Below are 23,458 nucleotides of genomic sequence, written 5' to 3' on the forward strand. Positions count from 1 at the left end.
CGTGGTTCGGCTCCCGTGCCTGTTCCCGCTCCCGTGCGTGGTTCAGCCCCCGTGCCTGTTCCCGATTCCGGTCCCGATTCCGGTCCCGATCCCGATCCCGAATCCGCGCCCGCCGTCGTGCTCACTCCCGCGCTGCCGCTCATCCCCCCATGGTGCACGTCCCGGCGGGCTGCTCGGGGTGCGGGTCGCCGTGACACCGGGCTGTCACGGCCTGTTCACACCGACGGAACGCTGACGGAGCGCGGGGCGAAGCCGAACGGCAGCTCCAGCCGGTGGGAGCACATCAGTTTCTCCTCCATGCCGACCTGCTTCAGCGCGCGCAGGACCAGCTCCTCCAGCTCCGGGCCGCGCAGTCCGGCGGAGGCGGGGCCGAACGCGACGTCCTCGCGGACGGTGGGCGTGAACAGCTGGTCGTCGGGGTCCTGGAAGACGATGCCGACCCGGCCGCGGATCTCGGCCAGATTCCGCTCGGTGACCGGGAGTCCGGCGACGCGCACCGTGCCCGAACCCGCGCCCACTGGGCGCGGGTGGCGGTCGCCTCGTCGAGCCCCGGGAGCGGCGGGCGATCGGCATGCGGCGCATCTCGTCGGTGACGACGTCCCCGTACCGCTGACGGCTACCGCGCCGACCGCGACCACCCCGGCGGCCACGGAGACAGGTGCGTCGATGAAACCATCGGGTACACGCTTGGGAGGCTCCGCTTCCTGCGGGGTCCGCACAGTCTCCACGCCCGCGCGGACGAGGTCCTGCGGGCGGGGTCATGAACCCGTCAACAATAGCGCCCTCCTGTGAACCGTACGCAAGAGCGGAAGCGCAGCAGGTGGATCGGGCTTTCACCGTGCCGCTTCCGCGAAATATGGGACATTGGATGACAGAGATGCACATATAGGAGGAGCCGGCCCATGCCCCCTGTGATCGAAGTACATACGCGCGCCCGGCTCATCACCGATGGCCCCCTGACCCGCCCGGTCCCCGTCGACCTGCGCTACGACCCGGCCGACGAGCGACGCACCGTCCACATAGGGCTGCCCGACGGCACCGACTGGGCGTTCGGCCGCGACCTCCTGGAACGCGGCCTGCGCACCCCGATCGAGCGCGGCGACGTCCGCGTCTGGCCGTGCGGCCGTACGCAGCTGATCGTGGAGCTGCACTCGACAGACGGGGTCGAGGTGTTCCAGTTCGAGATCAGGACACTGATCCGCTTCCTCGCCCGCACCCGGGCACAGACACCGACCACCCCGCCGGACACCGGCCGGGAGCCGCAGCCGCCGTCCCGGACCGCCCGGCCGGAGCGGGGCGCGCAGCCGGAGCGGGGCACACAGCCCGCCCGCGGCTGAAGCGCCACCGGGAGGGTCGCCTATCCGCCACCTGAACCCGACCCGGCAGGGCCGTCCGAAGGCGCCTCCGGCGCCACGGCCGGTGCCGGTGCCGGTGCCGGTGCCGTGTGGAGAATGTCGCGGGCCTGCTCGGCGGCGCGCGCTATGCCCTCGGAGACGAAGTCGAGGAAGCGGGCGACGCTCTCCATGCGGACGGCGGCGGGAGTGCCGGGACCGAGGACGTCGACACCCTGCCGCGCGGTGTCGACCATCTGGGCGGTGGCCCGGGCGCTGACCATCATCGACTGGTACCAGATGTCGTCGTCGACGATGTAGCGCTCGCGCCGGCGTTCGTCGCGTTCCCGGCGGATCATGCCCTGGCTGTCGAGGAAGGCGATCGCCTTCGAGATGGACGCCGGGCTGACCTGGAGGCGCTGGGCCAGCTCGGGCGCGGTGAGGCTGCCCGAGTCGGTGAGGGTGAGGCAGGCCAGCACCCGGGACATCATCAAAGGCATGCCCGAACCCATGATGACGGTGGTGAACTGCTCCTCGTACGCGCGCACGGCCTCGGCATCGCGCCCGTAGGGCTGCGCCGACGCCCGCGGCTCCCGGGGGACGGCCTGCTTCCGCCGGTGCGCACGGTGTTCGGTGGCACGGTGGGCCAGATCGGCGCGATAGGCGGCGGGGCCGCCGTTGCGCATCACCTCACGCGTGATGGTCGAGGTCGGACGGTCCAGACGTCTGGCGATCTCCGCGTAGGCCAGGCCGTCGGCCAGCCCCAGCGCGATCTGCTGACGTTCCTGCTGAGTGAGTCTGCCTCCCGGCATCGCGGTTCTCCTTCGTGGTCCACGGAGTCCCCATCATAGCGTTCACCCTCAATCTATTGCAACGCAACAATGGTTGACGTTGCGTTAAGCGCGAAGGGCATTGCAACGAATTAATGGCCGTGACCTGCGAAGATGGCGATTACTTGCAACGATCCCGTTGAGCAATCCGTAAATGCAACGTAGCTTTTCCCTCATCGGAAACGACGAGTGCAAGGAGAGCACGATGCAGAAGTTCGACACCACCGCCCCGGTCACCGCCATCCTCGACATCCCCGCCGGGCGCATCCAGTTCATCGCCGCCGACCGGGCCGACGCCACCGTCGAGGTCCGGCCCGCCGACTCCTCCCGGAGCCGGGACGTGAAGGCCGCAGAGCGGACCGAGGTCGCCTACGAGGACGGCGTCCTGCGCGTCGCGGTCCCGGCGGCCGGAAACCGGGTCCTCGGCGACTCGGGCTCCGTCGAGGTGACCGTCCAACTGCCCGCCGGGTCCCACGTCGAGGCGCGCTCGGGCGCCGCCGAACTCCGCGGCGTCGGACGCCTCGGCGATGTCGCCTTCGACGGCGCCTACCGCCGGATCAAGATCGACGAGGCGGCGAGCCTCCGCCTCACCGCGATCGAGGGCGACATCGAGATCGGCCGGCTGGGCGGTCCCGCGGAGATCAGCACCACGCGGGGCGACATCCGGATCTCCGAAGCCGCGCGCGGCACGGTCGTGCTCCGCACCCGGTCCGGCGACATCTCGGTCACCGCCGCCGCCGGTGTCTCGGCCTCCCTGGACGCTGACACCGCCAGTGGCCGCGTCAGCAACGCCCTCAGGAACGACGGCACCGCCGAACTCGACATCCGCGCCACCACGTCCTACGGCGACATCACCGCCCGCAGCCTCTGACCCCAGGGCCGCCGAACACCCCTGCCGAGCACCCCCGAACACCAACAGAGCCGGCCGAACCGGCCGAACCGGCCGAACATCTTCTGAGGAGCAACGACCATGACCCATCCGGCCATCGCGGCGAACAGGCTGCGCAAGTCCTACGGCGACAAGGTCGTGCTCGACGGCATCGACCTGTCGGTGCCCGAAGGCACCGTCTTCTCCCTGCTCGGCCCGAACGGCGCGGGCAAGACCACCGCCGTCAGGATCCTCTCCACCCTCGTCACCGCCGACGCCGGTGAGATCCGCGTCGGCGGCCACGACCTCGCCACCGACCCGCAGGCGATCCGCGCCGCGATCGGCGTCACCGGGCAGTTCTCCGCCGTCGACGGCCTGATCACCGGTGAGGAGAACATGCTGCTGATGGCCGACCTGCACCACCTGTCCCGGCGCGAGGGGCGGCGGGTCGCCGCCGAACTGCTGGAGCGGTTCGACCTGGTGGAGGCGGCGAAGAAGCCCGCCGCGGGCTACTCCGGTGGCATGAAGCGGCGGCTCGACATCGCGATGACGCTGGTCGGCTCCCCGCGGATCATCTTCCTCGACGAGCCGACCACGGGTCTCGACCCGCGCTCCCGCCACACCATGTGGGGCATCATCCGCGAGCTGGTCTCCGACGGCGTCACCGTCTTCCTCACCACGCAGTACCTGGAGGAGGCCGACGAACTCGCCGACCGCATCGCCGTCCTCAACGACGGAAGGATCGCCGCCGAGGGCAGCGCCGAGGAGCTGAAACGCCTGATCCCCGGCGGCCACGTCAAGCTCCGCTTCACCGGCCCGGACGCCTACCGGTCAGCCGCCTCCGCCCTGCGCGAGGCCTCCGGGGACGACGAGGCCCTCGCACTGCGGATACCCAGCGACGGCAGCCAGCGCGAACTGCGCTCCATCCTCGACCGGCTGGACTCGGCCGGCATCGAGGCCGACGAGCTGACCGTGCACACCCCCGACCTCGACGACGTGTTCTTCGCCCTCACCGGCTCCGACGCGCCCGCCCGGAACAACCAGCCCAAGGAGACCGCCCGATGAGTTCCCTCTCCCTCGCCGTACGCGACTCGAACACCATGCTGCGCCGCAACCTCCTGCACGCCCGGCGCTACCCCTCCCTCACCCTGAACCTCCTGCTCACGCCGATCATGATGCTGCTCCTCTTCGTCTACATCTTCGGCGACGTGATGAGCGCGGGCATCGGCGGCGGAGGGGCCGACCGCTCCGACTACATCGCCTACATCGTGCCGGGCATCTTGATGATGACCATCGGCTCCACCGTGATCGGGGCCGCGGTGTCCGTCTCCACCGATATGACCGAGGGCATCATCGCCCGCTTCCGCACCATGGCGATCCACCGCGGTTCCGTGATCATCGGGCATGTCGTCGGCAGCGTCCTTCAGGTGCTCGCCAGCCTCGTCCTCGTCGGAGCCGTGGCCGTGGCCATCGGGTTCCGCTCCACCGATGCCACCGCCCTGGAGTGGCTGGCCGCGTTCGGGCTGCTCTCCCTGTTCACCCTCGCGTTCACCTGGATCGCGGTGGGGATGGGCCTGGCCAGTCCGAACGCCGAGGCAGCCGGCAACATGGCCATGCCGCTGATCCTCCTCCCCCTCATCTCCAGCGCCTTCATCCCGGCCGACACCATGCCCGGCTGGTTCCGGCCGATCGCCGAGTACCAGCCCTTCACCCCGGCCATCGAGACCCTGCGCGGCCTGCTGCTGGGCACCGAGATCGGCCACAACGGCTGGCTCGCCGTCGCCTGGTGCCTGGCGCTGACCACGCTCGGCTATCTCTGGTCGAAGTCGCTGTTCCACCGCGACCCGGCGGCGCACTGATCGCGTGCGGCACCCCGCCCGCGCCTCGCCCGCCCCCGACAGTCGAAGCGACGCAGCAGGAAAGCCCCCGTGCCGTTCGCACGGGGGCTTTCGCTGTGCCCCGGTCCCCGTCCCCACAGGTAACCGGCGCTTCCGGAGCCGCGCTCCGCTCGGACGCGGACCCGGAGCCAGGAGGGCCTGTCCGGCCCACGCGGGTCGGATCAGACGCGCGCGAGTTCGCGCTCGCCGGTTTCCCCGCCCTCGGAGCCGGGCTCGTCGATCAGCTGCTTCTGCAGCTTCTCGCCCTCCACGTCCACGTTGGGCAGCGCCCGGTCCAGCCAGCGCGGCAGCCACCACGCCTTCTTGCCGAGCAGGGCCAGGACGGCGGGCACGATCGCCATCCGCACCACGAAGGCGTCGAAGAAGACGGCGATGGCGAGCGAGAAGCCGATCATCTTGATCATCTGCTCGCTGGAGCCGATGAAGCCGGAGAAGACCGCCATCATGATCACGGCCGCGGCCGTGACCACCCGTGCGCCGTGCTGGAAGCCGGTCACGATGGCCTGACCCGGACTCTCGCCGTGGACGTACGCCTCGCGCATCCGGGTGACGAGGAAGACCTCGTAGTCCATCGCGAGACCGAAGACCACACCGACCATGAAGATCGGCATCATGCTCATGATCGGACCGGTCTGCTCGACGCCGAAGAGCGAGCCGAGCCAGCCCCACTGGAAGACCGCGACGACCGCGCCGAGCGCCGCGACCACCGAGAGCAGGAAGCCCAGGGCCGCCTTCAGCGGGACGAGGATCGAGCGGAAGACCAGCATCAGCAGCAGGAACGCGAGGCCGACGACGAGCGCCAGGTAGGGCAGCAGCGCGTCGTTCATCTTCTGCGAGAAGTCGATGTTCATCGCGGTGGCGCCGGTGACCAGCACCTCGGCCCCGGTGTCGGACCTCACGTCCGCACCCGCGTCCCGGATGTCGTGGACGACCTCCTCCGTGGCATGGGAGGACGGCCGGTCCTTGGGGATGACCGTGATCGTCGCCGTGTCGCCGGCCTTGTTGAAGGCGGGCGGGACGACGGCGCTGACGCCGATCGACTCGATCTCCTCCGCGACCCGGTCGGCGGCGGCCTTCCCGTCGGAGCTGTTCTTCGTGTCGACGACGACCAGCAGCGGACCGTTGAACCCGGGGCCGAAGCCGTCCGAGAGCACGTCGTACGCCTGACGCTGCGTGGTCGACTTCGGCTGGGCGCCGTCGTCGGGCAGGCCCATCTCCAGCGAGGCGGCGGGTACGGCGATGATGCCGAGGCCGAGGATGCCGACGAGCATCACCCAGACCGGCTTGCGCAGCACGAACCGTGCCCAGCGGGTGCCCATGTTCGGCTTGGCCTCGGGGCTCTTCTCCGCCTCGGCGGCCTTGCGCACCTTACGGCCCATGATCCGCTTGCCCGCGAAACCGAGGGCGGCCGGGACGAGGGTGAGCGCGATGAGGACGGCGATGGCGACCGTGCCGGCGGCGGCGAAGCCCATCTTCGTCAGCATCGGGATGTTGACGACGGCCAGGCCCACCAGGGCGATGACCACGGTCAGGCCCGCGAAGACGACCGCGGATCCGGCCGTTCCCACGGCCCGCCCGGCGGCTTCCTCGTGCTCCCGGCCCTCGGCCAGTTCGGCACGGTAGCGGGAGACGATGAAGAGGGCGTAGTCGATGCCGACGGCGAGGCCGATCATCATGGCGAGGATCGAGGTGGTGGAGCCCAGGTCCAGCACATTGGCCAGCGCGGTGATCGTGGAGACCCCGATACCGACCCCGACGAGCGCGGTCACCAGCGGAAGCCCGGCGGCGACCAGCGAGCCGAAGGTGATGACCAGGACGATGGCGGCGATGACGACGCCGATGACCTCGGCGGTCCCGGTGTGCGGCATGACCTGGAGGGCGTCACCGCCGATCTCCACCTTCATGCCGCTCTGCCGCGCGTCCTTGCCCGCGTCCTTCAGGGCGTTCGTGGTGTCCTTGCTCAGCTCCATGGAGCTGACCTCGTAGGTGACCGAGATATACGCCGTCGAACCGTCCTGGCTCACGGCCTGCCGCTCGAACGGGTCGGCGACCGACGCGATCTGCTCCGATCCGGACTGCAGCTTCTTGACGATGCCGGTGATCTCGCTCTTGTTGGCGGGATCGGTCACCTTCTCGTCCCCGGGCGCCTTGAAGACGACGCGGGCGGTGGCTCCGTCGGCACTGGTGCCGGGGTTGCGCTGTTCCAGCAGGTCGAAGGCGCGCTGCGCCTCCGTACCAGGAATGGAGAAGGAACTGGAGGTGGCGGCGGGCGCGGTGGCCGCACCGATTCCGGCGACCGCCAGCAACGCCACCCAGATCAGGGCGACGAAGCGGCGGCGGCGGAAGGTGAGCCGTCCGAGCTTGTAGAGGAAAGTGGCCACGGGGGCGTACTCCCGGTCAGGTCGTATGAGTGGAATTGGGCATGAGGAACCAGCCCGACGACGAGAGCGGCGTGTCAGGTGGAGCGTCGGGGAGAGGGCCGTACGGGTGGGACGGGGACGTCAGACACCGAGGGCGGGGAGAACCACGGAATCCACGTAGTCGATGAGGAACTCCTGGTCGACAGGACGGTCCTCGATCAGCTGCCGGGCGGCCAGCGCGCCGACCAGCATGTGCGGGATGTACTTCAGCGCCGGATTGTCCGGTCGCAGTTCACCCCGGTCCATCGCCCGTTGCAGCATCTGGTCGAAGCCGGTCATCTCCGGCTCGATCAGCAGCTCGCGCAGGGCCTGGAGCAGCTCGGGGTACTCATGGACGGCATGGCTCAGACCCCGCATCAGCGCGGCGTCCTTCTCCATCTGGCAGTCGTCGGTCCGGCTCAGCGCGGCATGGAAGTCCCCGCGCAGCGAACCGGTGTCGATGTCCGCGAGGTTCCCCGGCTTGTTGTGCCGCAGCGCCTTCGCGACCAGCTCGGGCTTGGAGCCCCACTGGCGGTAGAGGGTGGCCTTGCTCGACCGGGTACGGGCAGCGACGGCGTCCATGGTCAGGGCGTCGTAACCGACCTCGCGGAGCAGGTCGAGGACGGCCTCGTACAGCTCGCCCTCACGCTCGGGGGTCAGCCTGGTGCGTGCCATGTGCCGACCTCCTTCGCGTGCGCCGTGCCGGCCGGTGTCCGGCTCGGCAGTCCCGGTCAACAGCCCCGCTCAGCATCGAACGAAACCGTTTCGTACACCTGAACCGTACTCGCACACTTCAGCGAAACGAAATCGTTTCGCTTGTGTCCTGCACCACAAGTTGCCCCGGGCCCCGCGCACCGAAAACATTGGGGGGTGAGTGACGACGTCGCGTATCTCCGTTTCCCGCACCTTCACCAGGACTTGCTGTGCTTCGCGGCCGAGGACGACCTCTGGGTCGCCCCCCTCGCCCCCGCCGGGCACCGCCCCGCACGGGCCTGGCGGGTGACCGTCGACCGGACCCGGGTCAGCCATCCGCGCTTCTCGCCCGACGGCTCCTCCATCGCCTACACGACCTGGCGCACCCTGGACCCCGAGATCCACCTGGCCCCGGTGGACGGCGGCCCGGCCCGCCGGCTCACCCACTGGGGCTCGACCGACGCCCGGGTCTGCGGCTGGAGCCCCGATCCGGGCGGGGCCTGCCAGATCCTCGCCGTGTCCTCGCACAACCAGCCGTTCTCGTACTTCTCCTGGGCCTACAGCGTCCCCACCGACGGCGGCCCCGGCGGGGGACTCCCCTGGGGCCCGGTCTCCGACATCGCGGTCGCCGACATCGACGGCGAGCGCCGCACGCTGCTGCTCACCGGCACACCCCCGCACGAACCGGCCGCCTGGAAGCGCTACCGGGGCGGGGCCACGGGCCGCCTGTGGCTGCACGGCGAACGCCTGCTCCCGGACATCGGCGGCCACCTCGCCAACCCGATGTTCGTCGGCCGCCGCATCGCGTTCCTCTCCGACCACGAGGGCGTCGGCAACCTCTACTCCTGCCTGATGGACGGCGCCGACCTGCGCCGGCACACCGACCACGACGCCTTCTACGCCCGCAACGCCTCCAGCGACGGCCACCGGGTGATCTACCAATGCGCGGGCGAGCTGTGGCTGGTCGAGGACCTGGAGTCACCCGACGCCACCCCGCGCAAGCTGGAGGTGCGCCTCGGCGGCCCGCGCACCGGCCGGCGCGTCCACCAGGTGCCCGCCGCCAGCAACGTCGACTCGCTCTCCGTCGACGAGACCGGCCGGGCCAGCGCCGTCACCGTACGCGGCAGCCTCTACTGGCTCACCCACCGCGACGGCCCCGCCCGCACCATCGCCGACACCCCGGGCGTCCGGGTGCGGCTGCCGGAGATGCTCGGCAGCGGCGGTCAGGTCGCGTACGTCACCGACGCGGACGGCCCCGACGCCGTCGAGATCGCCTACCTGCCGCGCGCCAGCGGCGACCGCCCCCCGCGCAGACTGGCCTCCGGGCTGCTGGGCCGGGTCCAGGAGATGATCTCCGACCCGGACGGCGAGCGCCTCGCCATCGCGTCGAACGACGGCCGTCTGCTGCTCCTGGACACGGGAGAGCCGGAGCCCCTGGAAACGGGGGAGCCCGAACCCGTGGAGAAGGCCCCCAGCGGCTCGACCCGCGCCGACCTCCACACGGCCACGGGCGCGGCAGTCCCGGACAGCACCGCGCCGGTCGACGAACACCCCGGGCTCACCGAGCTGATCCGCTCGGTCAACGGCCCGGTCCGCGATCTGGCCTTCTCCCCCGACGGCGCCTGGCTGACCTGGTCCCACCCGGGCATCGGCCGCTCGCTGCGGCAGATCAAGCTGGCCCGGATCTCCGGCCCCGGCACCCCGGTGATCGTCGACGTCACCAACGGCCGCTTCGAGGACGAGAACCCGGTCTTCACGGAGGACGGCCGCTATCTGGCGTTCCTGTCCTGGCGGGGCTTCGACCCGGTGTACGACGTCCACACCGGCGACCTGTCCTTCCCGCTCGGCTGCCGCCCTTATCTGGTCCCGCTCTCCTCGGCCACCCCGTCCCCCTTCGCCCTCTCGCCCGACGGCCGTCCGGCGGCGGGCGGTCTCGACCCGGTGGACGTGCCCGAGGGGGGTACGCCGGAGGGGTCGACGGTGATGGTGGAGTTCGAGGGCCTGGAGAGCCGGGTGACACCGTTCCCGGTCTCCGCCTCCAAGTACTCGGCGCTGGCCCCGGTGAGCGGCGGCGGTCTCGTCTGGCTGCGCTGGCCGATCTCGGGGGCGCTGGGCGAGACGTTCGCGAACCCGGCCGACATGTCGGGGCGGCCGACCCTGGAACACTTCAACATCGCCAAGGCCCGCAGGACCGAACTGGTCGATCACCTCGACTGGTTCGCGGTCAGTGGCGACGCGTCCCGCCTCGTCGTGATGGACGACGGCGAGCTGCGCGCCCTGCCCGCGACCGAACCGGGCGACACCGACTCCACGGTCTACCTGGACCTGCGCCGCATCCTGCACGAGGTGGACCCGGGGGCGGAGTGGCGGCAGGCCTACGGCGAGGCGGGAAGGATCATCCGCTCCTACTTCTGGGAACCGGACATGTGCGGCATCGACTGGGACGGGGTGCTGGACCAGTACCGCCCCCTGGTCGAACGGGTCGCCTCACCCGACGAGTTCGCGGACCTGCTGCGCGAGGTGCTGGGCGAGCTGGGCACCTCGCACGCGTACGTCTCCCCCGCCCGCCGCAACGAGGGCCCGCCGCACTACCAGCGCGCGATCGGCCTCCTCGGCGCCAACCTGGTCTGCCGGGACGGCGCCTGGACCATCCAGCGCATCCTGCCCGGCGACTCCTCGGACTCCAAGGCCCGTTCGCCGCTGGCGGGCACGGGGATCAGGGAGGGCGCGGTGCTCACCCATGTCGACGGCCGCCCGGTGGACCCGGTCGCCGGCCCGTACCCCCTGCTGACGGCGGCGGGCGGTACCACGGTGGAACTGACCTTCTCCCCGGCGGGCGGGGGCCCCTCCCGCCGGGTGGCGATCATGCCCCTGGTCGACGAACGCCCGCTGCGCTACCAGGACTGGGTGGCCAAACGCCGTGACGTCGTACGAGAGCTGAGCGGCGGGAAATGCGGCTACCTGCACATCCCGGACCTGGGTGGCTCGGGCTGGGCCCAGTTCAACCGGGACCTGCGCCTGGAGGTGTCCCGCCCGGCCCTGATCGTGGACGTACGGGGCAACGCGGGCGGCCACATCAGCGAGCTGGTCGTGGAGAAGCTCACCCGCACGATCCTCGGCTGGGACCTGACCCGCAACGCCCAGGCGGTGAGCTACGCCTCCAACGCGCCGCGCGGCCCGGTGGTCGCCCTGGCCGACGAGGCGACGTCCTCCGACGGAGACATGATCACCGCCGCGTTCCGGCTGCTGAAGCTGGGCCCGGTGGTGGGCCAGCGCACCTGGGGCGGGGTGGTCGGCATGACCGGCCGCCACCGGCTCGGCGACGGCACATCGATCACGGTCCCGATGAACGCGGCCTGGTTCGACGCATACGGCTGGTCGGTGGAGAACCACGGCGTGGAACCGGACGTGGAGGCCCTGCGCACCCCGCTGGACTGGGCGGAGGGCCGGTACGCCGTCCTCGACGACGCGGTCCGCCTGGCGCTGGAACTGCTGGCCGCGCACCCGGCGGCGACACCACCGTCGTACGACACGGCCCCGGACCTGCGGAGACCACCGCTGCCGCCACGGTGACCCCGGGGGCTCCGCACCGGGGCTCGGAGGCCGGACGAAGCGCCCACGGGCGGGCAGCACTCAGCAGCTTGATCAGAGTCCGGGCGGCGGCTGAAGACCGTCCGAGGGGCCCGACGAGATGCCGGAACACGCGGTGGCCCCGGCCCTTGACCGGGCCGCCCTACAGCAACCTCTCGAACATGCGCTGAACTTGACGTCCATGGTCTGCATGCGGGCGACATATCAAGGGGTCGCGTCACCTTGCTCGGTTTGAGCCCGGTGGACGTCGTCCAGATGCCTTCCCTGCCGCCTCACCAGCAACTCGTCGATGGGTTCGAGGACTCGATCCCATGCGCGTTCAGCCCCACGTGACGGGTTGGGAGTCCGCGCATAGACCTGAGCTGCGGCGATCGCCTTGTCGTAGAGGTGGCAATCCGTCGGGAGGGCGGTCGACCGCTCACGACGCAACCACGCGATCAGCCACGGCATGTCCCGGGACCAGCCCGGGTTCGCCAAGGAGCGCACGCGCAGATATCCCAGTTGATCCCACCATCGGCGGCTGTGCCACTTACGTGAGTCTGCTGGCGGCAGACCGGGGGGTAGCTCCTTCACTGGACCCATATTGCCTGGTGGCGGCAGTGGGGACTACGGAGTTTCCGTTCAAGCAGTGCGTCGGGTTCGGTGCCTGTCTTGTGGTGGCTTCGTCGGGAGCGATGTTGCCGACCTGGTGGAAAAGGGGACTCGGGTCCCCACGCGGGAAGGAGGCGCACCCGGTCACCCGGATGCGCCTCCTGAAGCGACGCGTACGCACGCGCGAACCGCAGCACGCACGCGTCACACCTCAGCGACCGTCAACGGTCAAAACGCTCGCGTGCCTGGTCCTTCGCGTCCCGGGCACGGTCCTTCCCGCCCGGGGAGGAGTCCGGCTCCTGGTCACGGGGCCGGGAGGCCCGGTCCTGGGCCTCGCCCTTGCCCTGACCGGCCTTCTGCTTGGCCTGGTCGGCGAGCTCCTGCGCCTTGTCCTTGAACTGGTCTGCGATGCCCATGCTGTTCACTCCTGTGGGATGCGTGGGGTACGTGGGGGCGGCCCCCTGCGGGGCCTCGCCCAGCGTTGCACGCCCCGACATCCCACGCATTTCGTACCGCTACGGTCGGTCAGCACGCTCCGCACGCGTGTCCTGGTCCGCCGCTCCCCCGGCCCCCACCAGCCCCTTCGACACCGTGTGGAGCCGCGGTTCGACGCGCCGCATCTCGCGCTGCCCGCCGATCGCGACGACGGAGGGCAGATAGCCGCGGACCGACTGCATCCCGCGCAGCCACCACTGGGCGTACACATGCGGGGAACGCCGCGCGATCCCGTCCACGATCCGGTCGACGGCCGGGCCGAGCGGGTACGTACGGTTCATCGGCCACGGCAGCCGCCGACGCAGCTCGCGCATCACGTCGTCCTGGTCCGCCCCGCGCACCATGTCGGTGTCGGTCCAGGAGAGATAGCCGACGCCGACCTTGACGCCCTTGTAGCCGACCTCGGCGCGCAGACTGTGCGCGAAGGCCTCCACACCCGACTTGGACGCGCAGTACGCGGTCATCATCGGAGCCGGGGTGATCGCGGCCAACGACGCTATCTGGAGGAAGTACCCGCGGCTCTCCATCAGCACCGGCAGGAAGGCCCGCCCGGTGACCGCGCCGCCGATGAGGTTCACCTCGATGACCCGCCGCCAGGCGTCCGGGTCGGAGTCGGCGAACAGGCCGCCCGAGGCGACGCCCGCGTTGGCGACGACCACGTCGACCTTGCCGAAACGCTCCTTCACCTCGCGCGCCACCTGGGCCATCGCCTCGTGGTCGGTGACGTCGGCGAACCAGTGGCCGCTCTCGCCGTGCAGCCGCTCGGAGACGTGCTTCAGCTCATCCGGCTCCAGACCGACCAGTGCGAGGGTCGCCCCGCGTGCCGACAGCTTGCGGGCCAGCAGCTCGCCCACGCCCCGGGCCGCGCCGGTGACGACGACGACCTGCCCCTCCAGACTCCGCTTGCCGCTCATGCGACATCCTCCTTCTCCGCCGAGGCGGCTTTCCGCTTGGCGTCCGCCCCCGTGGCGACGTACCGGGTGACCAACTCCCTGATCTTCGCCGTGACGGCCTCCGGGGCCTCCACCGGCGTCATATGCCCCACGCCCGCCAGCTCGGTCAGGCCGATCCCGACCGGCAGCGCGGCCGCGATGGCCCGTGCGTGGACCGGCGGGGTCAGCCGGTCCTCCGTGCCGGCGATCACGGCGGTCGGCACCCGCAGCCCGCGCACGCCCGCCCCGAGATCCAGCCCGGCGAGCACCTGACCCCACTCCACTCTCGCGCGGCGCGGGCAGGCATGCACGATGCGGGCGCAGACGTCGACCCGGTCCGGAGCCGAACCGGTCCCCATCGTCGCGTATTTGAGGACCTTCCTGGAGACCGGGTTGACCGGCCCGAGCGGTGCTTTCGCGCCCAGTACGGCGGTGGTGAGCCGGGTCCGCAGCGCACCCGCGCGCAGCGGCAGGACCCGGGCCTCGGCGGCCAGCCGCGTACTGCCGGTGGAACAGAGCAGCACGGCGGCGGCGTGCTCGCGCAGTCCGGGGCGCGCGGCGGCGGCCATCACCGTCATCCCGCCCATGGAGTGCCCGGCGAGGACCGCCTTGCGGCCCGGGGCGAGCGCGGCGGCGAGGACCGCCTCGAGGTCGTCGGCCAGCGCGCTCGTGCTGTAGCCGCCGGGCCCCGGTTCGGGGGTGAGCCCGTGGCCGCGCTGGTCGTAGGCGATGACCCGGTGGTCGGCGGCCAGATCGCGTATCTGGGCGTCCCAGAAGCGGGTGTTGCAGGTCCAGCCGTGGGCCAGGACCACCGCGGGCCCGTCCTCGGGGCCGTGCAGTTCGACGTGGATCCGCGACCCGTCGGCGGAGCGCGCGGTCAACTCGGCGGCGGGCACCGGCGGTACGGTGCCGCGGTTCGGGAGGCGGCTCATCGCGCGGCCTCCTCGGCGACGGACGCGGACTCCGAGGCGGTGGTCATGGCCTCGCGATCGGTACGGCCGGGCTGCTCCGGTACGCGTCCGGCCCCGGCGGCCCGCTGCTTTTCGCCCGCCGCGGCGGCCCGGACGACGTCGTACTCCGCGAGGTCCACCGAACGCGTCTGCCGCCGGAACTCACCCGTGGTGCCGGGCCAGACCGTGGTGTTGCGGCCCTCCGCGTCCAGGTACCAGCTGGTGCAGCCGCCGGTGTTCCACACCGTGCGCTTCATCCGCCGCTGGACCCGGTCGTTCCACGCGGTGACGGCGGCGGAGCGGGCGCCGAGTGCGGCACGCCCGCCCAGCACGTTCAACTGCCGCAGGTAGTCGGCCATGTAGTTCAGCTGGGACTCGATCATCAGGATCATGGAGGAGTTGCCGAGCCCGGTGTTGGGGCCGATGACCGTCATCCAGTTGGGGAACCCGGCGGCGGTCGCACCACGCAGCGAGTTCATCCCGTCCTTCCAGGACTCGGCGAGCGTGATGCCCTCCTCGCCGACGACCCGCTCCGCGATCGGCATGTCCGTCACATGGAAGCCGGTGCCGAAGATGATCGCGTCGACCTCCGCCTCGCTCCCGTCGGCGGCGACCACCGTGGAGCCGCGTATCTCGCCGAGCCCGGAGGCGACGACGTCCACGTTGGGCTGGGCGAGGGCCGGATAGTAGGTGCTGGAGAGCAGGATCCGCTTGCAGCCGATGCGGTAGTCGGGGGTCAGCTTGGCCCGCAGGGCCGGGTCCTTGATCGCCCGCGCCATGTTCGACTTGGCTATCCTCTCCACCAGGCCCAGCTGATCGGGGTGCTTGGTGAAGGCGCTGACCTGCAACTCCCTTATGCCCCACAGCAGTCCGCGGCGCGCCGTGCCGGTGACGGGGACGGCCCGGTGCAGTGCCCGCTCGGCCTTGCTTATCGTGCGGTCCATACGCGGCATGACCCAGGGCGGAGTGCGCTGGAAGAGCGTGAGCTTCGCGGTCCTCGGCTGTATCGCCGGGACGATCTGGATCGCGGACGCGCCCGTTCCGACCATCGCGACGCGCTTGCCGGCCAGCTCGTAGTCGTGGTCCCAGCGCGCGGAATGGAAGACCTTGCCGGGGAAGGAGTCGAGCCCGGGTATGCCGGGCGTCTTCGGGTCGGAGAGCGGCCCGGTGGCGGAGACGACGACATCCGCGTGGAGCACGGCCCCGCCGGCGGACTCGATCACCCAGTACAGGTTCTCCTTGTCCCAGGTCATCAGCTTCACCTCGTGGTTCAGCCTGATGTGCGGGCGGAGCCCGAAGGTGTCCGCGACGTGCTCCAGGTAGGCCCGGATGTGCTCCTGCCCGGAGAAGGTGCGCGGCCAGTCGGGGTTGGGGGCGAACGAGAAGGAATAGAGGTGGGACGGTACGTCGCAGGCGCAGCCGGGATAGCTGTTGTCGCGCCAGGTGCCGCCCACCGAGTCGGCCCGCTCCAGGACGACGAAATCGGTGATGCCTTCGCGGCGCAACCGTACGGCGGCCCCCAGGCCCCCGAATCCGGTTCCGATCACCGCCACACGCACGTGCTCCTGCTGGGCCATGCTGCCGCCTTCCGCGGTACGTCACACGACTCTGCCAGCAATCACTGGCATCATTCGGAGGGTAGAGCAGGACCGTACCGATGGGTAGGGGGCGTACCGGGGAAAGTTACCGGCGGTACAACATAGGGTGCCCCTGTGGCCGAAGGACGCGAGCACCGCGAATACCGCATGGAGGAGCTAGCCAAGGAGGCCGGCATCACCGTGCGGACCCTGCGTTTCTACCGGGAGCGCGGACTGATCCCGCCACCTCGCCGCGAGGGCCGCATCGCCTGGTACGACGACCACCACCTGGCCCGGCTGCGGACCATCTCGGGCCTTCTGGAACGCGGCCACACCCTGAACGGCATCGCCGACCTGGCGGCCACCTTCGAGAGCGGCCGGGACGTCGCGGAGGTCCTGGGCCTGGGCGAACCGACCGAGGAGACCCCGGTCCGCCTCACCCCGGAGCAGCTCGCGGACTACTTCGAGGGCGAGGTCACGCCCGAGAACCTCGCCACCGCACTGGACCTGGGCTATCTCGCCACCGACGGGGACGAGATCGTACACATCAGCCGCCGCCTCCTGGAGGTGTCGGCCGAGCTCGTACGGGAAGGGGTCCCACTCTCCACCGTACTCTCCTCGGGCCGCCGCGTCCGCGAGCACGCGGACGCGCTCGCCGAGATCTTCGTACGCGTACTGCATGCCCACACCAAGGAGACCGAACCGGCCCAACTCCGCCCGCTGGCGCGTGCGGTGGTGGACGCCGAACTGTCCATGGCCCTCGACCGGAGGCTGCGCCGCGAGGACGGCACACAGCCCCCGAAGTCCGACTGACGCACCCTTGCGGGGATGACCGATCACGGACGACCGCCGACCGGAACGGTCAGCCACCGCCGACCGGAACAGCCAGCCATCAGCGACCGAACCGGTCGCCCCCGGCCGGCCACCGGCCGGGGGCCACCGACCGGGGCTACCGCTCGTAGACGACCGTCACCGGCGCGTGGTCGCTCCAGCGCTCGCCATGGGTGGCCGCCCGCTCCACCCAGGCCTTCACCGCGCGCCCGGCCAGCCCCGGGGTCGCCATCTGGTAGTCGATACGCCAGCCACTGTCGTTATCGAAGGCGCGCCCCCGGTACGACCACCAGCTGTACGGCCCCTCGGCATCCGGGTGGAGCGCCCGTACGACGTCCACGTAGGCGGCCTCCTCCAGGACCCGGGTCAGCCAGGCGCGCTCCCCGGGGAGGAAGCCGGAGCTCTTGCGGTTGGCCTTCCAGTTCTTCAGGTCCGCCTCCTGGTGGGCGATGTTCCAGTCGCCGCAGACCACGACCTCGCGGCCGTCCGCCGCCGCCCGCGCCTTCAGCCCCTGGAGGTAGGGCAGGAAGGCGGCCATGAAGCGCTCCTTCTCGTCCTGGCGCTCGGTGCCGACCTCACCGGAGGGCAGGTACAGGCTCGCGACGGTGACACCGGGGAGGTCGATCTCCACATACCGGCCGCTCGTGTCGAACTCCTCCGCCCCGGGGACCCCGAAGCCGCCGAAGCCGGTCTGGACCCGCTCGGGGACCTGCCGCGAGTAGAGCGAGACGCCGGCGCGGCCCTTGGCGGCGGCCGGGGCATGGACGGTGTGCCACCCTTCGGGGGCGCCCACCCCTTCGGGCAGCTGGGCGAGCTCGGCCCGCACTTCCTGGAGGCAGACCACATCGGCGTCGGTCCCCGCCAGCCACTCGACGAAGCCCTTCTTGGCGGCGGCGCGGAGCCCGTTAACATTCACGGAGGTCACTGTGAGCACAACATGCTCCCCATCTTCACGAGCTTTCGGAGACTGCTCAGCACACTTTCAGAGGTCACTGTGAGCATGCCGGAACAGTACCCACTCCACCCCTACGCATAGATGTACGATATTTAGCATGATTATTCAGACTCGCCCTTTCGATCACCCCGACGCCGTCAAACTCAACGACCAGGTGCAGCTCGAATACGAGGTGCGCTACGGCGATGGGGGCGATCTCACACCGCTCGACCCCTCGATGTTCCTTCCACCGCGCGGCCTGTACCTGCTCGCCTATGACGAGCTGGACCGCCCGGTGGCGACCGGCGGCTGGCGGACCCAGGACCGCAACGCCGAGGGCTACGGGGACGGCGACGCCGAGATCAAGCGGATGTTCGTGATACCCGAGGGGCGCGGCAGGGGTCTGGCCCGGCGGATGCTGGCCGCCCTGGAGGAGGACGCGCGCGCCGCCGGCCGGATCCGGATGGTCCTGGAGACCGGCGACCAGCAGCCCGAGGCCATCGCGCTGTACGCGTCGAGCGGCTACACGGAGTGCGAGAAGTTCGGCCACTACCGGGAGTACGAGAGCAGCATCTGCATGTCCAAGCCGCTCCAGCAGCCCGGAGCCTGATCCGGGCCGTCGGCCCCCGGGGCGCCGGGCCGCCCGGCGGGGCGCTCACTCAGGCTCCCCCGTCGAGCACCAGGAGCACGTGCTCGTCCTCCCCGTGCCGCACCGTGCCGGTCGCCGAGAACCCGCACTTCTCCAGCAGACGTATCGAGCCGGTGTTCCCGGCGGCCGGGTCCGCGTACAACGGGCGTACCGCCTCCCGCTCCAGGAACGCGGTCAACGCCCGGGTCCCGATGCCCCGGCCCCAGTACGGACGGCCGAACCAATAGCCGATGTAACGCCGCTCCCCCTCCCACCAGGCCACGATGTTCCCCGCCGTCCCGCCGTCCACGACAACCGTCTGCACGAGGTTGGCGGGGTCCCCCAGCACCCTCGACGTCCAGTGCGCCATGAACGCTTCCCGCTCCCGCGGAGGGAAGCGCGATCTCCGGACCGCCTCCGGGTCGTGCTCGTACGCGAGAAAGACCTCCAGGTCCGCTGGTTCGACATCCCTGAGAAGCACGCTGTTCTCCATGCCGACCGAGTCTGGCACCCGCCACTGACAACCGGCCCCGCCGCTCAGCGCGGGGTGGCCAGCACCTGGGTCCAGTAGGGGCCGCGCGGGGAGTCGGCGATGCCCACGCCCACATGGACGAAGTCGCAGTTGAAGATGGAGTCGTCGCCGCGGCCCGGGTTGTCGCGCCACTCCTCGACGACCGCGGCCGGATCGCTCATGCCGGTCGCGATGGTCTCCCCGACGGCCGACCAGTCGTAGCCCGTGGCGTCGACCCGGTCGCCCGCGCCCCGGCCCGAGGAGTCGGTGTGGTCGAGGTAGTCGCGCGCGGCCATGTCCTCGGAGTGCCGCCGGGCCACCTCGGTCAGCCGGGGATCGGTCGCCAGCTCCGGGCAGCCGTTCGCGGCGCGCAGGGTGTTGACCCGGGTGACCACGCCGGCTTCCGGGCGGGGGCGCGGCTCGGCGGCCTCGGATGGGACGGAGGGCGAAGGGGCGGCGGCGGGCGGCCGGGAGGCGGCGGTGCGGCTCGGCGTCGGGGTCAGCGAGGGCGACGGCGACGGCGACGGCGAGACCGTGGAGGGCGTGGGGAGCGGCTCGGCCAAGGCGGCAGCGGGCGGCGGGGGCGAGGGGCTGTAGGTGACGCCCCCGCCCCGGGATTCGGGCGGGGCGGGGGCAACGGGCCAGATCAGTACGGCGAGGACGGTCACGGCAGCCGCGCCGGCCATGAGCCCCGCCGCCGTTCCGGCCGGGAACGCGGCGGAGGTGGCGGGGGCCGAGGCGGCCGGTGCGGAGACGGACGCGACGGCCGGGGCCGCCGAGGAGGCGACGGCCACCGCCACCTGCTGCCCGCTGTCGTAGAGCGGCACCACGAGGGCGAGCCCGGAGAGCAGGCCCTCCGGCGGGACCAGCCCCGCGCTGCCGTCGGAGCAGGAGGCGCAGCCGCGTATATGGCGGGCGATCCGCTTGCGCCACAGGGGCGTCGGTGTACCGTCCCAGTCGCCCAGCAGATCCGTGAGGGCCGGGCAACGGGGGTCGGACGCCAGGGTCCGGACGACCGCACGGCCGACGTCGAGCTGGTTCTTCACCCGCTGGACGCGTACGGCGGCGTGCTGCGGGGAAAGCCCGAGCGCCTCGGAAAGTTCGGGCCGGGTGAGGTCGCCGGTCGTCTCCAGCCACCACAGGGACAGCACGTCACGCTCGGCGTCGTCCAGCCAGCGGGTGGCCTCGGCCGTCTCCCGCCGCTGGCCGGAGAGTTCGAGGCGCAGGATCGTCAGGTCGACGAAGTCGGCGGCGGGGTCGGCGGGCTCCTCGGTCGCCTCCAGCGGGGCGGGGCGGTGGCCGAGACCGGACCAGCGGGTGCGGACCTGGTTCATGGCGATGGCGACGAGCCAGGAGCGGAAGCGGGACGGATCGCGCAGCGAGGGCAGGCCGGACAGCGCCCGGAGCATGGTCTCCTGCACCAGGTCGTCCACGTCCGGGTGGCCGTTGAGGGCGCGCCCGACGACGTTGTAGACCAGAGGGAGGTACTGGGCGGCCAGCCGTTCCCCGGCGGCCCGGTCGCCCTTCCGCGCCGCGATGACCAGAGCGGTGCTGTCCACGCCGTTCACGCCCTTCTTTCGGTTCGCCACCGGGATGTGGGACAGGTCACTCCTGAGGGTTTTGTTATCCGTCCCCCGTCCGGTGGTCAACCAGTATGCGGGGGCCCGTAGGCCGTCCCGCCGAGAGAGTGCCGGGAACGGGAGGGACATGTCGAGCGATACGGACAGCGACGTCACGCTGCCGGAGGCCATGGACGGCGGAGCGAGCGACTCCACCGGTCCGGACACCACCGGAGCGCGGGTCGCCGAGGCGCACGCCACCGCGGCGCGGACGGGCGAGGCGATCACCGCCTCGGCCCTGCACGCGGCGGCGACCGGCGCCGACACCTTCCCGGGGGCGCTGCGGGAAGCGCTGAACCGCCGCGGGCTGTCCCTGGAGCGGGTGAGCGAACGGCTCAGGGTGCGCGGCATCACCATCAGCCAGGCCACCCTCAGCAGCTGGCAGCGCGGCCGCAGCCAGCCCGAACGGGCACGGTCCCTGCGCGCGGTGGAGGTGCTGGAGGAGATCCTGGAACTGCCCGCCGGAGCCCTGCGCTCGCTTCTCGGACCGCGCCGCCCGCGCGGCCGGATCACCCCGCCCGGCGCGGAGGGGGCGGCACTCCAGATCCTCGGGGAGGACTCCGTCGTGGAGAAGGCGCTCGGCGCGCGCTTCCGCCACTTCAACCAGGAGAGCAGCTCTCTGATGGTCCACGACATCGTGAGGATGGGCGAGAGCGGCACACTGAGCGCGATCTCCACCACGAACGTGCTGCGGGCCGGCCGGGCGGGGGCCGACCGGGCGATCTTCGTGCTCAGCTTCGACGACGAGGCGGCCGAACCGGTCGACATCAGGGTCAGCTGCGGACGCCTCGCCGAGGCCACGTATCTGAAGGGGCTCAAGTCCCTGGTGCTGGAGATCCGCTTCGGCCGGGAGCTGGCCAAACTGGATACCACGGTGGTGAGTTACGCGGTCGAGGTGAGCCCGTCGAAGACGCCTGCCACGCACTATGAGCGCTGGTCGCGGACGAACCTCCACGAGTACCTCCAGCAGGTCTTCTTCCACCCCGGCGCCCTGCCGTCGGACTGCCACCGCTATGTCCGGGACAAGGTCGGCGCCCCGCCCCGCGGCCGTCGGCGCATCCCGCTGAGCGAATCGCACGACGTCCATGTGCTCACTTCCCGGTGCAAGCCCGGTGTCCACGGGGTGGCGTGGGACTACGGGGCGGGAGCAAGGGGAACGGGAGACCGCCCAGGATGAGTGGACGGTCTCCCGCGTCCGGGGGCCTTCGGCCGGTGCGGATCCGTGGTGCGGCTACTTGGTGTTGAGCGTCAGCCCGTAGTACGCGAGGGCGTCGTCGAGCGGCTGGAAGTAGGAGGAGCCGGGCGAGTTGACCTGGCCGTTGCAGCGCTGGTTGCTGGGACCGCCGGACGTCATGCCCTGGGCCTGGTCACCGGAGATGTACGCGCCTCCGCTGTCGCCTCCCTGGGTGCAGACGCTGGAGCTCGCCAGGCCGGTCACGACGGTGTCCGGGCCGCCGTTCTGGTCGGTGTAGGTGACGCTGACGTTGTACGAGCCGACCTTGCCGCAGGTCCAGTTGGTGGTCTGGCCGGACTTGCAGAGCGCCGCGCCGGAGGGTGCCCGCTTGCTGCCCTTGACCGGGACGGTGCCGGCCCTGCCGTACGTGGTGACGTCGAGGCCGATCGAGTTGCCCGCGTCCACGGAGGCGATGCCCATGTCGACGCTGCGGGTGCCCAGCGCGAACCGGGTGTGGGTGCCCTTGGCGAACCGGTTGCCGTTGTAGGCCAGTTCGGGCAGACCCTCGATACAGTGTCCGGCGGTCACGAGCACCTGCTTGCCACCGCGGTCCTTGGCCCCGTAGCCGACGGAGCACAGATAGCCGTTGAAGGTCATTCGGCTGCCGGGCGGAACGACCGCCTGGGTCTCCAGCTTCTCCTGGCCCTTCACGACGCGTACGGCGTCGCCCTTGCTCTTCGCCGCCTTGAGGAAGCTACGGGTCGCGGCGTCGGAGTCGCCGTTGACCTCGACGGTCACGGTGTCCGACGCGAGGTCGACGGACCACGCGGACACCCCGGCCGGGGCGCTCCTGAGCGCCTTGGCGTCGAGCTGCGCCTTGATCCGGTCGAGTTCGCTCTCGCCGCGCTCGGGAACGCGGGCCTTGAGCCCCGCGGCCCTGACGTCCTTCGCCGCCCCGGCGTCGGCGGCGTTGACGACCAACGACCCGTCCTCGGTGAAGAAGGCCCCGAGTGTGCTGACCCGGTCCTCCCGCAGCTCCGCCAACCGGGCCTGCTGCTCCGCCTCACGGTCCAGCCGCTCCGCGGCGGACTTCTCGCTGACGCCCAGGGTCGTGGCGAGCGCCTCGACCATCTCCGGCTGGTACGCCGGAGCCGAAGGCTCCGCGGCCGTACCGGCGTGGGCCCCTGTGGCGACTCCGGCCGACAGAAGGACGCCGATCGAGGCGGCCACGATGGATCTGCGCGCGTTCTTGTTCCTGCTGTGCTTCACGCGATTCCTTCCGCTACGCGGGCAGCATCCAGACAATGGGGGGGTGGCCACACCGCGCCTGGGGAAGCGCGATGTGTTCCATGGACACTGCCCGGCGGCGATGACATGTTCCTGTCGCCGCGCCTCGAACTCTGGCGCAGCCGGAACTGCCTCGACAAGAAGCGGAGATGGGGCTCTTTTCTACAGAACTGGCCGAGAACTGTAGAGAAGGCGAAGATCATTCACCGGCCGCCACCCGGCCGGACCCGCGCAGTCCCCGTCAGCGGCACCACGCCGACGCACTATCGGCGCTCACCGCACTCACGGCGACTCGGACGACCGGCGTCACCCGGGGACG

Annotated in this window: 19 protein-coding genes and 1 pseudogene; 8 read left to right on the top strand and 12 right to left on the bottom strand. The window is 71.1% G+C overall.

Annotated elements, in window-relative coordinates; translation table 11 throughout:
* Window positions 1–290 precede the first annotated feature (290 nt).
* Window positions 291–512: pseudogene (locus tag ACZ60Q_RS33380) on the bottom strand (hypothetical protein); the annotation flags it as partial.
* Window positions 513–902: 390 nt separating this feature from the next.
* Here ACZ60Q_RS33380 and ACZ60Q_RS33385 point away from each other — a divergent pair.
* A complete protein-coding gene (locus ACZ60Q_RS33385; protein WP_469641317.1) occupies window positions 903–1,337 on the top strand; it encodes an SsgA family sporulation/cell division regulator in 435 nt (144 codons plus the stop codon).
* A 20-nt stretch (window positions 1,338–1,357) separates the two neighbouring features.
* Here the strand turns inward: ACZ60Q_RS33385 and ACZ60Q_RS33390 are convergent, their stop codons facing one another.
* Entirely contained in the window at window positions 1,358–2,143 is a 786-nt protein-coding gene (locus tag ACZ60Q_RS33390) for a helix-turn-helix domain-containing protein (protein ID WP_469641318.1), read from the bottom strand.
* Window positions 2,144–2,366: 223 nt separating this feature from the next.
* Here ACZ60Q_RS33390 and ACZ60Q_RS33395 point away from each other — a divergent pair, with 223 nt between their 5' ends.
* The 3 genes from ACZ60Q_RS33395 to ACZ60Q_RS33405 all read left to right on the top strand — a co-directional run bounded on the left by ACZ60Q_RS33395 (window position 2,367) and on the right by ACZ60Q_RS33405 (window position 4,888).
* The gene (locus ACZ60Q_RS33395) at window positions 2,367–3,032 is read left to right on the top strand and encodes a DUF4097 family beta strand repeat-containing protein (RefSeq protein WP_469641319.1); all 666 of its coding nucleotides are present in this window, start codon (window positions 2,367–2,369) and stop codon (window positions 3,030–3,032) included.
* A gap of 99 nt (window positions 3,033–3,131) precedes the next feature.
* A complete protein-coding gene (locus tag ACZ60Q_RS33400) occupies window positions 3,132–4,094 on the top strand; it encodes an ATP-binding cassette domain-containing protein (protein WP_469641320.1) in 963 nt (320 codons plus the stop codon).
* Window positions 4,091–4,888, top strand: a complete 798-nt coding sequence (locus ACZ60Q_RS33405; protein ID WP_469641321.1) for an ABC transporter permease — start codon at window positions 4,091–4,093, stop codon at window positions 4,886–4,888. The genes ACZ60Q_RS33400 and ACZ60Q_RS33405 overlap by 4 nt, the downstream gene beginning before the upstream one ends.
* Before the next feature lie 200 nt (window positions 4,889–5,088).
* On the opposite strand, the gene ACZ60Q_RS33410 is transcribed toward ACZ60Q_RS33405, so the two are convergent.
* Together ACZ60Q_RS33410 and ACZ60Q_RS33415 are read right to left on the bottom strand one after the other, a co-directional pair.
* Window positions 5,089–7,308, bottom strand: a complete 2,220-nt coding sequence (locus ACZ60Q_RS33410; protein WP_469641322.1) for an MMPL family transporter — start codon at window positions 7,306–7,308, stop codon at window positions 5,089–5,091.
* A gap of 120 nt (window positions 7,309–7,428) precedes the next feature.
* A complete protein-coding gene (locus ACZ60Q_RS33415; RefSeq protein ID WP_265601105.1) occupies window positions 7,429–8,001 on the bottom strand; it encodes a TetR/AcrR family transcriptional regulator in 573 nt (190 codons plus the stop codon).
* Between the two features lie 195 nt (window positions 8,002–8,196).
* Here ACZ60Q_RS33415 and ACZ60Q_RS33420 point away from each other — a divergent pair, with 195 nt between their 5' ends.
* Complete coding sequence (locus ACZ60Q_RS33420) at window positions 8,197–11,592, top strand: S41 family peptidase (RefSeq protein ID WP_469641323.1); 3,396 nt, start codon at window positions 8,197–8,199, stop codon at window positions 11,590–11,592.
* 830 nt (window positions 11,593–12,422) lie between these two features.
* Here the strand turns inward: ACZ60Q_RS33420 and ACZ60Q_RS33425 are convergent.
* The 4 genes from ACZ60Q_RS33425 to ACZ60Q_RS33440 all read right to left on the bottom strand — a co-directional run bounded on the left by ACZ60Q_RS33425 (window position 12,423) and on the right by ACZ60Q_RS33440 (window position 16,155).
* Entirely contained in the window at window positions 12,423–12,617 is a 195-nt protein-coding gene (locus tag ACZ60Q_RS33425) for a hypothetical protein (protein WP_469641324.1), read from the bottom strand.
* 99 nt (window positions 12,618–12,716) lie between these two features.
* Entirely contained in the window at window positions 12,717–13,610 is an 894-nt protein-coding gene (locus ACZ60Q_RS33430) for an SDR family oxidoreductase (RefSeq protein WP_469641325.1), read from the bottom strand.
* On the bottom strand, window positions 13,607–14,560 hold the full coding sequence (locus ACZ60Q_RS33435; RefSeq protein WP_469641326.1) for an alpha/beta fold hydrolase: 954 nt from the start codon (window positions 14,558–14,560) through the stop codon (window positions 13,607–13,609). Before ACZ60Q_RS33435 ends, ACZ60Q_RS33430 begins: the two co-directional genes overlap by 4 nt.
* Complete coding sequence (locus ACZ60Q_RS33440) at window positions 14,557–16,155, bottom strand: flavin-containing monooxygenase (protein ID WP_469641327.1); 1,599 nt, start codon at window positions 16,153–16,155, stop codon at window positions 14,557–14,559. Before ACZ60Q_RS33440 ends, ACZ60Q_RS33435 begins: the two co-directional genes overlap by 4 nt.
* Before the next feature lie 168 nt (window positions 16,156–16,323).
* On the opposite strand from ACZ60Q_RS33440, the gene ACZ60Q_RS33445 reads away from it, so the two are divergent.
* Window positions 16,324–16,968 carry a MerR family transcriptional regulator gene (locus tag ACZ60Q_RS33445; RefSeq protein ID WP_469641371.1) on the top strand — a complete coding sequence of 215 codons (645 nt, stop codon included), beginning with the start codon at window positions 16,324–16,326 and terminating at the stop codon, window positions 16,966–16,968.
* A 136-nt stretch (window positions 16,969–17,104) separates the two neighbouring features.
* Here the strand turns inward: ACZ60Q_RS33445 and ACZ60Q_RS33450 are convergent, their stop codons facing one another.
* The gene (locus tag ACZ60Q_RS33450) at window positions 17,105–17,920 is read right to left on the bottom strand and encodes an exodeoxyribonuclease III (RefSeq protein WP_469641328.1); all 816 of its coding nucleotides are present in this window, start codon (window positions 17,918–17,920) and stop codon (window positions 17,105–17,107) included.
* Window positions 17,921–18,038: 118 nt separating this feature from the next.
* Between ACZ60Q_RS33450 and ACZ60Q_RS33455 the strand changes: the two genes are divergently transcribed.
* Entirely contained in the window at window positions 18,039–18,530 is a 492-nt protein-coding gene (locus tag ACZ60Q_RS33455; protein ID WP_469641329.1) for a GNAT family N-acetyltransferase, read from the top strand.
* A 49-nt stretch (window positions 18,531–18,579) separates the two neighbouring features.
* Here the strand turns inward: ACZ60Q_RS33455 and ACZ60Q_RS33460 are convergent, their stop codons facing one another.
* Together ACZ60Q_RS33460 and ACZ60Q_RS33465 are read right to left on the bottom strand one after the other, a co-directional pair.
* On the bottom strand, window positions 18,580–19,041 hold the full coding sequence (locus ACZ60Q_RS33460) for a GNAT family N-acetyltransferase (protein WP_469641330.1): 462 nt from the start codon (window positions 19,039–19,041) through the stop codon (window positions 18,580–18,582).
* A gap of 44 nt (window positions 19,042–19,085) precedes the next feature.
* Window positions 19,086–20,627 (bottom strand): sigma-70 family RNA polymerase sigma factor, encoded by a 1,542-nt coding sequence (locus ACZ60Q_RS33465; protein WP_469641372.1) that lies wholly within the window; start codon window positions 20,625–20,627, stop codon window positions 19,086–19,088.
* 139 nt (window positions 20,628–20,766) lie between these two features.
* Between ACZ60Q_RS33465 and ACZ60Q_RS33470 the strand changes: the two genes are divergently transcribed.
* A complete protein-coding gene (locus ACZ60Q_RS33470; protein WP_469641331.1) occupies window positions 20,767–21,855 on the top strand; it encodes a helix-turn-helix domain-containing protein in 1,089 nt (362 codons plus the stop codon).
* Window positions 21,856–21,909: 54 nt separating this feature from the next.
* Here the strand turns inward: ACZ60Q_RS33470 and ACZ60Q_RS33475 are convergent, their stop codons facing one another.
* Window positions 21,910–23,121 carry a S1 family peptidase gene (locus tag ACZ60Q_RS33475; protein ID WP_469641332.1) on the bottom strand — a complete coding sequence of 404 codons (1,212 nt, stop codon included), beginning with the start codon at window positions 23,119–23,121 and terminating at the stop codon, window positions 21,910–21,912.
* Window positions 23,122–23,458: the final 337 nt, after the last annotated feature.

Source organism: Streptomyces sp. NPDC104313 (genome assembly GCF_055583985.1).